Annotated in this window: 9 protein-coding genes; 5 read left to right on the top strand and 4 right to left on the bottom strand. The window is 60.0% G+C overall.

All coding sequences use genetic code 11. The annotated features are described in order from the left end of the window. Positions 1-232: 232 nt before the first annotated feature. The gene (locus LKR43_RS11900; RefSeq protein WP_370632106.1) at positions 233-3,748 is read right to left on the bottom strand and encodes an indolepyruvate ferredoxin oxidoreductase family protein; all 3,516 of its coding nucleotides are present in this window, start codon (positions 3,746-3,748) and stop codon (positions 233-235) included. Between the two features lie 96 nt (positions 3,749-3,844). Between LKR43_RS11900 and LKR43_RS11895 the strand changes: the two genes are divergently transcribed. Together LKR43_RS11895 and LKR43_RS11890 are read left to right on the top strand one after the other, a co-directional pair. Then, positions 3,845-4,297 carry an Lrp/AsnC family transcriptional regulator gene (locus tag LKR43_RS11895; protein WP_227684282.1) on the top strand — a complete coding sequence of 151 codons (453 nt, stop codon included), beginning with the start codon at positions 3,845-3,847 and terminating at the stop codon, positions 4,295-4,297. Positions 4,298-4,409: 112 nt separating this feature from the next. After that, positions 4,410-4,901, top strand: coding sequence for a hypothetical protein (locus LKR43_RS11890; protein ID WP_227684281.1), 492 nt, complete (start codon positions 4,410-4,412; stop codon positions 4,899-4,901). 9 nt (positions 4,902-4,910) lie between these two features. Here the strand turns inward: LKR43_RS11890 and gltX are convergent, their stop codons facing one another. Then, complete coding sequence (gene gltX / locus LKR43_RS11885) at positions 4,911-6,320, bottom strand: glutamate--tRNA ligase (protein WP_227684280.1); 1,410 nt, start codon at positions 6,318-6,320, stop codon at positions 4,911-4,913. 77 nt (positions 6,321-6,397) lie between these two features. On the opposite strand from gltX, the gene LKR43_RS11880 reads away from it, so the two are divergent. Next, positions 6,398-8,857, top strand: a complete 2,460-nt coding sequence (locus LKR43_RS11880; RefSeq protein WP_227684279.1) for a GNAT family N-acetyltransferase — start codon at positions 6,398-6,400, stop codon at positions 8,855-8,857. A 16-nt stretch (positions 8,858-8,873) separates the two neighbouring features. On the opposite strand, the gene LKR43_RS11875 is transcribed toward LKR43_RS11880, so the two are convergent. Together LKR43_RS11875 and yjgA are read right to left on the bottom strand one after the other, a co-directional pair. Continuing rightward, the gene (locus LKR43_RS11875) at positions 8,874-9,548 is read right to left on the bottom strand and encodes an alpha/beta hydrolase (RefSeq protein WP_227684278.1); all 675 of its coding nucleotides are present in this window, start codon (positions 9,546-9,548) and stop codon (positions 8,874-8,876) included. Further along, complete coding sequence (gene yjgA, locus LKR43_RS11870) at positions 9,545-10,099, bottom strand: ribosome biogenesis factor YjgA (RefSeq protein WP_227684277.1); 555 nt, start codon at positions 10,097-10,099, stop codon at positions 9,545-9,547. Before yjgA ends, LKR43_RS11875 begins: the two co-directional genes overlap by 4 nt. A 145-nt stretch (positions 10,100-10,244) precedes the next feature. On the opposite strand from yjgA, the gene pmbA reads away from it, so the two are divergent. Beyond that, the gene (pmbA, locus tag LKR43_RS11865; protein ID WP_227684276.1) at positions 10,245-11,612 is read left to right on the top strand and encodes a metalloprotease PmbA; all 1,368 of its coding nucleotides are present in this window, start codon (positions 10,245-10,247) and stop codon (positions 11,610-11,612) included. Between the two features lie 84 nt (positions 11,613-11,696). Next, a complete protein-coding gene (locus LKR43_RS11860; RefSeq protein WP_227684275.1) occupies positions 11,697-12,797 on the top strand; it encodes a TRAP transporter substrate-binding protein in 1,101 nt (366 codons plus the stop codon). The last annotated feature ends 240 nt before the right edge of the window (positions 12,798-13,037 follow it).

Genomic DNA, 13,037 nt, shown 5'->3' with positions numbered 1-13,037 from the left:
TTGGGCATGGCTTGTGGTTTGCCATGCGATGCCGCAGCCTGGCTTTGGTAAGCTGCGACCACAATATGTTGTGGTTATTGATTAATTAAGCACTAATTGTAGTGAGAGCCCATGAAGCATGCAAGCTCAAAAAGTGCTTGATTTTTTATTTATTTGTGCTTGGCCTGGGCGTGCGAACGGGGCAAAGCCGCATGGAGCCTTGCTTGCTGCGCCTTGCGCCGGCTGAACGGGCTCAGGCCCGAAATCGTGAGATATTGTTAACGGACATATTGGGCTGGCGCAGGCTGTCTGATACGTTTTGAAGGCGCGTGCGGAAGGTCTGGACGGCAGACATCTTGATGTGGCCATAGCCCCTGACGATTTGAGGCAGGTCGGCCAGTTCAAGCGCCGCATCGTAGTTGCGGGCGTTCAGGTTGCCCAGCATATCCCGCAAGGCGGCCTGATATTCGCCGACAAGCTTGCGCTCGGTCTTGCGCTCGCTGGTGTACGAGAAAATGTCCAGCCAGGTTCCGCGCAGGACTTTACCGTGAGCCAGTACGCGCAGGAATTTTTCAGTCGCGGGCCCAAAGCTGACCTTGCGGTGGATTCCGGTATGTGGATCGCGGCGCGCCAGGACCGGCGGTGCCAGATGAAAGCGCAGGGAAAAGTCGCCTTCAAATTGTTCATGCAAGGCTTTGCGGAAGGATCCGTCGGTAAACAGGCGGGCCACTTCGTATTCATCCTTGTAGGCCATGAGCTTATACAGTGACTGTGCAACCGCTATCGCCAGGCGGGGGCGTCCTTGGGGTTTGAGGCTGCGCTCGGCCGCGAGAACCTGAGCGACCAGGTCACTGTGCTGTTTTGCGTAGGCGGCGTCCTGGTAGTCAGTCAGTGCGGTCCGGCAACGCGCCATGATGTCTTCCAGCGACTCGGGAAAGTGAATGACGACGGCCTGCTCGCGGGCACGTCCACGCGGCGTGAGCTCCTGTGGGCGGGACGCAGCCAGTCGTCCGATTTGAAAGGCATCCTGGTTGGCTTGCACGGCAACGCCGTTCAGCTTCAGCGCATGCATGATGGCCTGCAGGCTCAAAGGAATGGCGCCGTGTTGCCAGGCAAAACCCAGCATCAGCATATTGGCCAGGATGCTGTCACCAAACTGCCTTGTTGCCAAAGTGTGAGCGTCCAGCAGCTTGCTGTTCTGTTCACCCGCCGTTCGGCGCAACTGTGCGATCAATCCTTGGGGATCCAGGCTGACTTGCGGGTCGCGGGTGAACTCGGGTGTGGGTGCGAGATAGGTATTGATGACGGCCAGCGTTTGCCCCGGGCGCAGGGTTTGGAGGACTTCGGGCTTGCTGGCTGCCACAGGGTCACACAGAATGGCAACGTTGGCCTGCTGCGGGGCAACCCGTACAGCACCCGGCTGGTGCGCATCGGCGGAAAGCCGGATATGGCTGATGACGGCACCGCCTTTCTGCGCCAGGCCGGTGATGTCCAATACCGAGGCGGCCCGGCCTTCAAGGTGCGCTGCCATGGAAATGATTGCGCCAACCGTAATAATGCCGGTGCCACCGATACCTGCTACCAGCACGTTGCAGCATGACTCATGTTGCTGGAACTCGGGCAGCGGCAGTGCAGCCACCAGGGCCTGCAGGCGTTCGCGCTCGTCGGGAGAAGTGTCGGCCGCCTTGCGTGGCCTGCCGCCCACCACAGACACAAAGCTCGGGCAGAAGCCATCGACGCACGAGTAGTCTTTGTTGCAACTGGATTGATCAATGGCGCGCTTGCGGCCGAATGGTGTTTCCACCGGTGTCAGCGACAGGCAGTTCGATTGCGTGCTGCAGTCGCCGCAGCCTTCGCAGACACTGGTGTTGATGAACAGGCGGCGGGCCGGATCCGCCAGCGTTTTCTTTTTCCTGCGTCGGCGTTTTTCGGCGGCGCAGGCCTGGTCATGTATCAGCACCGTGACGCCGGGGATGTCGCGCAGTTCACGCTGCAGGGCGTCCAGTTCGTGGCGGTCGTGCACGGTAACGCCGGCCGGCAAACTTGCGCCGCGATACTTCTGTGGTTCATCGGTGGTGATCACCACGCGGCTGACACCTTCGCCCAGCATTTGCTGACAGATTTGTGCAACCGAGATCTGGCCGTCGACCGGCTGGCCACCTGTCATGGCTACGGCATCGTTGAACAGAATCTTGTAGGTGATGTTGGCCTGTGCAGCGACTGCTTGCCTGATGGCCAGGTAGCCTGAATGGAAATAGGTGCCTTCGCCCATATTCTGGAAAACATGAGGCATGCGGATAAAGCGCGACAGCCCTATCCAGTCGGCGCCTTCACCACCCATCTGGGTAAGCCCGCTGGTCTCGCGGTCCATCCAGGTGGCCATGTAATGGCAGCCCACGCCGGCATGTGCCTGGCTGCCTTCAGGTACTTTGGTAGACGTGCTGTGTGGACAGCCCGAGCAGAAATAGGGGCGCCGTGTCAGCGCGGCCGAGGCTTGCGGTATGGGAGCAGGCTTGCCGGCAAGAGCGGCTTCGGCGATGACAGCGGGTTGAGTCTGAATTGTGGGGTCAGTCTGACGCAGCCAGCGGCACAACAAAGCGGCAACGATGGCGGGGCTGAGCTGGCCTTCTCCGGGTACCAGCGCCTGGTGGTCCAGACCGTGTTTGCCTGCAACCGAGGGGCGTTGTACATGGTTGTACAAGATGTCCTTGATCTGGCTTTCGATAAAGGGGGCTTTCTCTTCTATGACCAGTATGTGGTCCAGCCCCTGGGCGAATTGCAGAAAGCCGTCTGTGGCCAGTGGCCAGCTCAGCCCGACCTTGTAATGGCGCACTGAAGAAAGTGGCAGGTCGGGCTGTTCCCGGGCCAGCTGCGACAAGGCATCTTGCGTGTCGAGAAAGGCCTTGCCGGTTGTGACGATGCCCAGCCTGGCGCCGGGCGCCGCGTGCACCGTGCGATCCAGCGGGTGCCGTCGCGAAAAGGCTTTGACCGCCTCCAGGCGTTCGGCCATGCGGTGTTCGATCGCAGGAGTCAGGAAATCGCGGGCACTGTATTCAGGGCCTGCGCCACGCACGTCATCGGGCAGCGTCGGGTTGGCCTCGAGCGTGAACGATCGGCCGCTTTCTACGGTTTCAGTAACCGCCTTGAACGCCACCCAGGCGCCGCTGTAACGGGAAAGTGCCCAGCCCCACAAGCCGAACTGTTCGTATTCATCGACGGAGGCTGGGTGCACAACAGGTATGCCCCAGGCCTGCAGCGAGGTTTCACTGGCGTGTGGAATAGAAGAAGAGGCAGCGGTGTGATCATCGCCAACGATCATCAGTACCCCGCCGTGGCGCGATGCGCCGGCCGCATGGCCGTGGTGGATGGCGTCGCCCGCGCGGTCGACCCCCGGGCCCTTGCCGTACCACATGGCGAATACCCCGTCGACCTGCCTGTCATCGCGTACACCGGCCTGCTGCGTGCCCATGACCATGGTGGCGCCCAGATCTTCATTGATGGACGGCAGGAAACTGATGTGGTGCTGTTCCAGCAGCGACTGTGCCCGCCACATGGCCATGTCTACGCCGCCCAATGGGGAGCCGCGATAACCGGTTACGAACCCGGCGGTGTTCAGTCCGCGCGCCTGGTCGGCCCGCTGTTGCGACAGCAGCATGCGTACCAGTGCCTGGGTGCCGGTCAGGAATATGCGTCCTGTGCCGGCAGTCAGGTTGTCGTCCAGTTGGTAGTCCTGGTCTATCAGGGGCTGAGCCATGCTTGTCTCCATCATTTCTTCCATGATAAAGAATGGGCGGGGGTGTTTTATTGCGTATTCGTATCGTAAAATCCCTAGTTAACGAAACAAATATTTCGTCAAAGAGAATATATGGATAATATTGACGTAAAAATCCTGCAGGCGTTGCAGCAAGACGGCAGGGCATCCGCACAGCAGCTGTCAGATCAGGTTGGTCTGTCGACAGCGCCGGTGTGGCGCCGGGTCAAGGCGCTCGAGGCGGCGGGGGTCATACAGGGCTATTACGCTCAGGTCGATCGCCACAAAGTCGGTTTGCCCGGATGCATGTTTGTCCAGATCAGTCTTGATCGCCATTCGGCCGATATCGTGGAAAATTTCGAACGCTCGGTGCGCGATGCGCCCGAGATTCTCGAGTGCTATGCGGTAACGGGTGATGCCGATTTTCTGCTCAAGATACTGGTGCCCAGCCCGGAAGAATACGATCGCTTCCTGCACCGCTTCCTGTTCAACCTGCCCGGCGTGCGCCAGACGCGCACGATCGTCGCGCTGCGTGAAATCAAGCACGAACTGAAACTGCCGCTATAGCCGTCTGCGGCATAGTGGTTCAGGTAGAATAATTTTTGACTCCCGATTTTGGCCGCCGTTCTTGTACAGGTGGCCAGCGCCACAGCTGCTGGTGGCTTTGAAAGGACGCACTATGGCTATTTCTCTTCTTCGTCCGCGTACCGTGTACGCGAGTTTGTTTGCTGCGGCGCTGGTGGCCGGCTGTGCCGCACCCAGCGCCCCTCCGGCACCAGAACCCGAACCTCCTCGTTGTCAGGCGGCTGTTGCCGGCGATGCCCTGGTGGGCAACTGGCTGAGCGTGCGCAAGCAAAAAGGCGTGGCCGGCGAGCTGCGCACACTGTTCACCCTGCATGCCGATGGCACCATGGCCTACACCGAGCAGCTCAAGCGCGGCAAAAAACCGTCGCAGGGTCTGGCGGAAACCGGTTGCTGGGAGCGTGAACAGCAAATCCTGACCATGCGCACGCTGGAATCGAACGGCGCTTCGGTCAACCTCGATGATCCGATCTATACCAACCGCTACCAGATCGTCTCGATGGGCGAGAAAGCCCTGTCATTGAAAGACGCCGACGGCACGGCGATTACCGCAAGACGTATGTCGCCCGGGTATCGCCTGCCGTTTTAACCGGCGCGTTCAGAGTGCGGCCAGGCGCTCGAGCACCAGGTCGCGCCCCAGGATAGCCAGCACGGCGCCTATGCCCGGTGTTTGTTTCTGGCCGGTTACTGCCAGACGCAGCGGAATCGCCAGCTTGGGCATCTTCACGCCATGCTCGGCCAGCATGGCCTTGATAAGGGCGTCAAGTGTTTCCGTGGTCCAGTCGGGCAGGGCCTTTGCCTTGACGGCGAATTCGGCGAGCAAGGCATGTGCTGCATCGTCAAGGTGTTCGGCTGCCAGCTCGGGGCTTGCGGGTGTGAACGGAGCACAGAACAGCATGGCGCCATCGGCCAGCTGGTTCAGTGTTTCTGCGCGATCTTTCAGCAGGGCCATGACGGTTTGCAGGTCGACGGCTTCCGGGTTGCCCTGTTGTGCAAGGATGCGTGGCGCCACACGTGCGGCCAGGTCTTCGTTGCTGCTTTGCTTGATATAGTGGGCATTGACCCAGTTCAGCTTCTTGGGATCCCATTGCGCAGCAGACTTGGTCAGGTTGCGCGTGTCGAACCATTCCACCAGCTGTTCGCGCGTGAACAGTTCGTCGTTGCCGTGGCTCCAGCCCAGGCGGGCCAGATAGTTGATCATGGCTTCGGGCAGATAGCCGTCTTTGTCGTATTCCATGACGCTGACTGCACCGTGGCGTTTGGACAGCTTCTCGCCATCGGGGCCCAGTATCATGGGCAAGTGGCCATATTCAGGCAGGGTACCGCCCAGCGCGCGCAGAATATTGATTTGCCTGGGGGTGTTGTTGACGTGATCGTCGCCGCGCAACACATGGGTGATTTTCATGTCCCAGTCATCGACCACGACACAGAAGTTATAGGTAGGCGTGCCATCGGGGCGGGCAATGATCAGGTCGTCCAGTTCGCTATTGTCGAAGCTGATGGGGCCTTTGATCAGGTCGTTCCAGCCGGTTACACCTTCGGTGGGATTCCGGAAGCGCACGACGGGCTTGCGGTCGGCCGGCACGGGCGGCAGGGTTTTGCCAGGCTCGGGGCGCCAGGTGCCGTCGTAGCGCGGCTTCAAGCCGGCAGCACGGGCCTTCTCGCGCATGGCATCGAGCTCTTCGGGGCTGCTGTAACAGTGGTAGGCAGTGCCGTCCTGAAGCATTTTCGCGATCACTTCACGGTAGCGGTCCATGCGCTGCATCTGGTAGAAAGGGCCTTCGTCTGGTTGCATGCCCAGCCATTGCATGCCGTCCAGAATGGCCTGAACGGCTTCGGGCGTAGAGCGTTCCAGGTCGGTATCTTCTACGCGCAGTACGAAAACTCCCTGGTGATGGCGGGCAAATGCCCATGAAAACAGGGCAGTGCGTGCACCGCCCAGATGCAGATAGCCGGTGGGAGACGGGGCAAAACGGGTACGAACGGGCGAAGAGGTGGACGAGGTCATGGTTAGTGGTTAGGCTTTAACAAGTAATCGTCCTATTTTAAAGTACAGATCAATCAGTGTTGAAATTCGGATAAAACATGCCGCGCCATCGTCTTGCCGCATTATTTGAACCCACCAGCGTGCTGGTGCTTGCCGATCATCCCCTGCCGGTCGAGCATGCGGTGCCCAAGGGTTTGCAACACAGCATTACCTTTGTTGATGCGGGTACCGAAGGGCTTGTCACCTTGCCTGACTCGCTCGCCGGGGTGACGGGGCAACGACTGGATCTTGCCGTCGTCTGTCTCCCTTCGGCGCGGCTGCCCGCTGCCCTCGATGCGCTCAGGGTGCACCGGCCGCGTGGCCTGATCCTGCTGCTGCATCCCCAGGTGTCCGGTGATCCGGTGGAAGACATGGTGTACTGCCGCAGTTGGGGCAATCTGAATGATTGCGCCGTGCTGGGGCCACGGGCCTTTGGTGCCCAAAGACCACATCTCGGGGTCAATTTCAGCCAGCAACCCGAAGCGCCATTGGCCGGACGCGTTGCGCTCATTGCACAATCTCGCTCCATAACCGCGGCGGTGCTCGATTGGGCCGAGGATATCAGTCTTGGCTTTTCCACTGTGGTTTCGGTGGGTGACGAAGCGATCGTCGATGTGGCTGATGTGCTGGACTATCTGGCCATGGACGCCCGCACCGACAGCATTGCGCTTTATCTGGAAGAGGCATCATCGTCCCGTCGCTTCTACAGCGCACTGCGCGCCGCCGCCAGCATCAAGCCGGTTGTCGTGCTCAAAGCCGGTCACAGCAGCGGGCAGGCGGCACAGGAAGCCGTCTTCAATGCCTTGCTGCGTCGGGCGGGGGCGGTACGCATACAGTACTTCGTGCAACTGTTCTCGGCCCTGAAGGTAATGGTTTACAACCGGCGTCCGCGTGGGCGCCGTATCGCCCTGTTCTCCAACGGCCAGGGCGCGGCCCAACTGGCACTCGACGTCATCAGTGGCAACGAGGCGGTGCTTCGGGCAGAACTTTCTGCCGCGACCGTGCAGGCTTTGGGCGCCTGCCTGGAACCCGCGGCTGATATCGGCAATCCGATTGTGACCTACGCCGGGCTGGGGCCAGACGTCGCGCAGGGCGTCATGGATATCTTGCTGGCCGATCCGGGCGTAGATGGAGTACTCGCACTGCTGTGTCCCGATCCCTTGTCGGATCTGCAGGGCGTGGCGCGTCAGTTGGCCGACCTCGCTCCCAACGCACGCAAACCCATAGTGACCTGTTTTTTGGGCGACGCCAGCATGCGGCCTTTGCGCCACATGCTCGATGACATAGGCACGCCGGCCTTCCGGACCCCGGAATCTGCGGCCAATGCATTTGGCATCCTGAGCGCTTATCACTATAACCAGACGCTGGCCCAACAGATGCTGCCGCCCGAGCCCCTGGGCAAGCCGCCCAGCCTGGACCAGGCGCGTGCCCTGGTCGGCCGGGCTCAAAGCGAACGTCGTACCAGCCTGGACCAGGACGAATGCAGGCAGCTGCTGAGCTGCTTTCACATACCGTTGCAATACACTGATTCCGGGGCAGACTGCGATCACGATCCAGGCTGGCCGATGGCAATACGTGTGCAACGCGACAGCAATCTGGGCCCATACATCATGTTCGGTGCCGGCGGGCAACCCGCCCTGATGGCCAACGCCCACGAGGCGGTCGAGCTACCGCCGCTGAACAGTTATCTGGCCCGCAAGCTGGTCTTGCGCAGCAGTTTGTGGAGCCGTGTCCTGTCACGAGAGCTAAGCCCGTCAGCATTCGAATGTTTGCTGGACGTGCTTGAGCGTGTCTCCGGGCTGGTCAGCGAGTTGCCGGGCCTGGAGTCGTTGTCGATCGATCCTCTGTACGTCGACGACTCGGGTTTATCGGCACGTGGGGTCAGCGTGACATTAACCAGCTCGTCGATGCTGGTGTCCCCCGAGACCTCGGGGTATCGCCACATGGCCATTCACCCTTATCCGCGCCGGCTGGTGCAGTCCAAAACGTTTTCTGACGGCATGGCCTGGATGCTCAGGCCGATACGGCCCGAAGATGCCGAAGCCCTGCAGACGTTCATACGTGGCCTGTCCGACCAGTCACGCTATATGCGCTTTGTGTCCATGATGCGCGAGCTGACCCCCCGCATGCTGGCCCGCTACACTCACATCGATTACGACCGTGAACTGGCACTGGTGGCCACCGTGCAGGTTCCCAACCCCGAGAACCGTGGATTCCCCCAAGAGCAGATCGTGGGTTTTGCCCACTATTTGCGTAATGCTGACGGACGGGGCGCGGAATACGCACTGGTCATCGGCGATGACTGGCAGCGGCGCGGCCTTGGGGCGCAACTGATGAGGGGGCTGATAGACGCCGCGCAGGAGCAGGGGCTGACCTATATAGATGGACTGGTGCTGTCCAGCAATCAGCCCATGCTGGGCCTGATGACCTACCTGGGTTTTCAGGTGGATGCCGATCGCGACGATCCAACCATGCGGCGCGTCTGGCTGGATCTGGGTGAAACGCGGCAGTACAGCTAGGGCCGGTTGATAGGCCCTAGGCCAATACCTTGCGCAGGAAGGCCGCGATGGCGACGACCTCTTCCAGGCATACCGAGTGCGGCATGTTGTAGGTATTCCAGGCAAGTGAGTAGCCCATGTCCTGCAAAGCCTGGCGCGAAGCTTCGGCGCGGGCCAGTACCACGACGGGATCCATGACGCCATGGGCCAGGAAGATGGGGGTGTCCTGGTTGGCAGGGTGTCGTTCGTGGTCGACCTTGTCGATCATGGGCAGATAGCCCGACAGGCCGATCAGGCCGGCCAGCTTCCGTGGGTGGCGCAAACCGGTTTGCAAGGTCATGGCGCAACCCTGCGAAAATCCTGCCAGCACGATCCGTTCGTCGGGAATCCCGCGCTGGTTCTCACGTGCAATCAGTGCTTCGATGGCCTGTTGCGATTGGACCAGCCCGGCTTCATCTTCGCGGCGTACCAGCTCGGGGGTGAATATGTCGTACCACGCACGCATGGACATGCCATTGTTGATGGTGACGGGGCGTACGGGAGCATGTGGAAACACGAAGCGGATGGCGGGCATGTCGCCCAGCTTGAGCTCCGGGACCAGCGGTGCAAAGTCGTTGCCGTCTGCCCCAAGGCCGTGCAGCCATATCACGGCACGCTCCGGATTGGGGCCGGTTTCCATCTCTATGCATTCCAGCAGTTCTTGGTCGTTCATTGGGACTCCGAGTCATTAAGCGATTTAAGCGCCTGGAACAGCGCCCGATAGTGTTTGCGTTGGGGATCCTGCCCCGGCTGCAGCAAGGCGTTGGCCTTGGCTTCCTTGCGTCCTTCCCGGATCAGGGTGCGCAGGCGCTGGATGTCGGCACCGGGGTATTCGTTCAACAGGCCGGTCAGCGCGTCATCGTCGGTCAGCAGCAGGTCGCGCAGCGCTTCCAGGCGATGCATTGCACGAGTCTGTTCGCGCGAGCCATTCTTCCAGATATCAAGTTGCTGTCGTATGGCATCGGCATCTGCTTCGCGCATCAGTTTGCCGACATAGTGAATCTGCCTTCGCCGGCCCTCCCGGCTGGTCGTGCGCTGTGCCAGACGTACTGCGTCGTGGAGCTTCTCGGCCAGGGGCAACTGCTTGAGCTGATCGGGCGAGAGCTCGACCAGCTGCTTGCCCAGCTCTTGCAGCGCCAGCATTTCGCGCTTTACCTGCGACTTGCTGGGGCCGTCGTAGCCGTGGTCGTCATCTTCTGGAGTATCGGTAGGAATATTTGACATATGAATGGAAAAAGGTGCGATGACCGAGAGTCTTTTCTGCACAGAAGGAATATAAGGCGTATCGTATCTTAAACCTGAAACCGGGCCGAATTACGGCGCGGTACAGCAGGTACAATTCCAGACCTAGTCTTTTGCCTGAGCCTCCATGAGCGACCAATCTGCATCCTTTCTTCCTATCGCCCAGAACCAGGCGCGTTTCCGCGAACTGGTCAGCGAAGCGTTGTCCCATGCCAAAGCCCTGGGAGCCTCTGATGCGACCGCCGAAGTGTCCGAAAGCCGCGGGCTTTCGGTCTCGGTGCGCAACAACGATATCGAAACCGTCGAACAGACTCGCGATCGCTCGCTTGATGTCACTGTGTTTGCCGGCCAACGGCGCGGTTCGGCGTCTACTTCCGACTTTTCTCCCGAAGCGCTGCGCGAGACGGTTGCGGCTGCCTGGCACATCGCGAGCTATACCGCTGCCGATCCGGCAGCAGGTTTGCCCGAGGCCGGCCTGCTCGCCACCGAGTTCCCCGACCTGTCACTGCATCACCCGTGGGATATTTCCGCCGAGGGTGCCGCAGAGCTGGCCATTCAGGCCGAGCGTGCTGCCAACAAGACCAGCAAGCTGATCACCAACACCGACGGCGCTTCAGTCGACACCTACGAAGGCCATTTCGTGCTGGGCAACAGCCGGGGCTTCATGGGAGGGTATCCGTATTCCCGCCACAGCCTGTCAGTAGCGCCGATAGCAGGGCGCGGCGCCAACATGCAGCGTGACTACTGGTATACAACGGCACGTGCGGCAAGCGATCTGGCCGACCCGGCCGCTGTGGGGCGCTACGCTGCCGAACGTACCCTGGCGCGCCTGTCGGCGCGACGCATCAAGACCGGACGCTTTCCGGTGCTGTTCGAAGCTCCGCTGGCTATCGGCCTGCTGGGTGCGTTGGTACAGGCCACCAGCGGCGGGGCGCTCTATCGCAAGGCCAGCTTCCTGCTTGATTCGCTGGGCCGGCAAGTACTGGCCGATCACCTTGACGTAACCGAGAACCCGCACATTCCGGGCGCCATGGGTAGTTCTGCCTTTGATAGTGAAGGGGTACGCACCGCTGCGCGTGACGTGGTCGTTGCCGGAGCGCTGCAAGGTTATTTTCTGTCTACCTATACCGCACGCAAGCTGAACATGCAGACCACCGGCAACGCGGGCGGCTCGCATAACCTTTCCCTCACCTCGCGACTCACCCGGCCAGATGACGACTTTCGCGCCATGCTTAAGAAAATGGATACGGGCTTTCTGGTCACCGAACTGATCGGGCAGGGGGTCAACTATGTGACCGGCGACTACTCGCGCGGTGCCTTCGGCTATTGGGTGAAAGGCGGTGAAATTCAGCATGCGGTACAAGAGGTCACCATCGCAGGCAATCTGGCCGATATGCTGCGCCAGATCGTTGCGGTAGGGGCCGACACCATTACCCGGGGATCCAAAACCACGGGGTCCATACTCATAGAGCAAATGGCTATTGCCGGGCAGTAATTGGTTACAACCCGTGTGGCTCGGTGTAATATCGTGGCTGTCGTACTTTGCAAAAATATTTGAATGCCGAAAGGAGAGCTTTACATGCAGCGTCGTTCATTTCTAAAAAAAGCGGGCTTCGGAGCCGTGGCAGGTTCCGCTGCCGTAGCCGCACCCGTCTTTGCCCAAAGCAACCCCAAGATCAGCTGGAAGATGACGTCCACCTACGGGCCGTCGCTTCCTCCTCTTTTCTCCACGGCGGAAATGTTCTGCAAGATGGTCGAAGAAGCTTCCGATGGCAACTTCTCGATCCGTCTGTATCCGGCCGGTGAAATCGTTCCGGGCTTTGGCGTCATGGACGCCGTCGGCAATCGCACGGTAGAGTGTGGCCAGACCGCGTCTTACTACTACTATGGCAAAGATCCTTCTTTCTGCTTCGACACCGCAGTTCCATTTGGGCTGAATGCCCGTCAGCTGAACGCCTGGATGTACGAAGCCGATGGCCTGAAGCTCATGCGTGAATTGTTCGCGCCGCGTAACATCATCAACTTCCCCTTCGGTAACACCGGTACCCAAATGGGTGGCTGGTACCGCAAGGAAATCAAGTCCATCGCCGACCTGAACGGCCTGAAAATGCGTACCGCCGGTTTTGCCGGAGAAGTTCTCTCCCGCATGGGCGTGGTGCCTCAGCAAATTCCTCCTGGCGATATCTATCCCTCGCTGGAAAAGGGCACGCTCGACGCGGTCGAATTTGTCGGTCCGGTCGATGATGAAAAGCTGGGTTTCCAGAAAGTCGCCAAATACTACTACTACCCCGGCTGGTGGGAAGGCTCCGCACAACTTTCCTTGTATGTCAATGACACGGCCTACAACGAACTGCCCAAGCAGTATCAGTCGCTGATCGATACCGCCACGCGCGCTGCAGGTTCACGCCTGATCAGCAACTACGATGCGAACAACCCGGCTGCGCTGCGTCGCCTGATCGGCAGTGGCGCCGTGCTCAAGGCCTTCCCGCGCGATGTCATGGATGCTTCCTTCAAGGCTTCCAACGAAGTCTATAAAGAATTCTGCGACAAGAATGCCGGCTTCAAGAAAATTCACGACAGCTACATGGGCTTCCGCGACGGCATCGTGCCCTGGTTCCGTGTTGCCGAAGGCTCTTACGATAACTACCTGGGCCTGGCTCTGGCCAACCAGAAGAAGTAAGGTTTTTGCCCTGGCCCGGTTCACCGGGCCGCAATTGCCCCGCCAGCCAGTCGCTCATCTGGTTGCCGGGGCTTTTTTCATCCCCTGAAATCTGCGGGGGCATGGATTTTGTGGCAAGGCCGCCTCGTTTTGCTGTCTGCCGGCGCTTTGGCTTGGCTCTTGGCTGGCAAAAATGCGCTAATGTGTTAAGATTATGGGCTTTTCTGGCTAATTGCACGGGCGAAACACAACGCTTAGGCA

Source organism: Pusillimonas sp. MFBS29, assembly GCF_020687695.1.
Taxonomy (GTDB): domain Bacteria; phylum Pseudomonadota; class Gammaproteobacteria; order Burkholderiales; family Burkholderiaceae_B; genus Pusillimonas_C.
Note: the sequence above shows the minus strand (reverse complement) of the source record. Positions and strands in the feature narration are given on the sequence as shown.

What these genes read in the sequence shown, in the direction of transcription:
- LKR43_RS11900 (WP_370632106.1), bottom strand. Translation starts at nt 3,748, where the DNA reads ATGATGGAGACAAGCATGGCTCAGCCCCTGATAGACCAGGACTACCAA.
- LKR43_RS11895 (WP_227684282.1), top strand. Translation starts at nt 3,845, where the DNA reads ATGGATAATATTGACGTAAAAATCCTGCAGGCGTTGCAGCAAGACGGC.
- LKR43_RS11890 (WP_227684281.1), top strand. Translation starts at nt 4,410, where the DNA reads ATGGCTATTTCTCTTCTTCGTCCGCGTACCGTGTACGCGAGTTTGTTT.
- gltX (WP_227684280.1), bottom strand. Translation starts at nt 6,320, where the DNA reads ATGACCTCGTCCACCTCTTCGCCCGTTCGTACCCGTTTTGCCCCGTCT.
- LKR43_RS11880 (WP_227684279.1), top strand. Translation starts at nt 6,398, where the DNA reads ATGCCGCGCCATCGTCTTGCCGCATTATTTGAACCCACCAGCGTGCTG.
- LKR43_RS11875 (WP_227684278.1), bottom strand. Translation starts at nt 9,548, where the DNA reads ATGAACGACCAAGAACTGCTGGAATGCATAGAGATGGAAACCGGCCCC.
- yjgA (WP_227684277.1), bottom strand. Translation starts at nt 10,099, where the DNA reads ATGTCAAATATTCCTACCGATACTCCAGAAGATGACGACCACGGCTAC.
- pmbA (WP_227684276.1), top strand. Translation starts at nt 10,245, where the DNA reads ATGAGCGACCAATCTGCATCCTTTCTTCCTATCGCCCAGAACCAGGCG.
- LKR43_RS11860 (WP_227684275.1), top strand. Translation starts at nt 11,697, where the DNA reads ATGCAGCGTCGTTCATTTCTAAAAAAAGCGGGCTTCGGAGCCGTGGCA.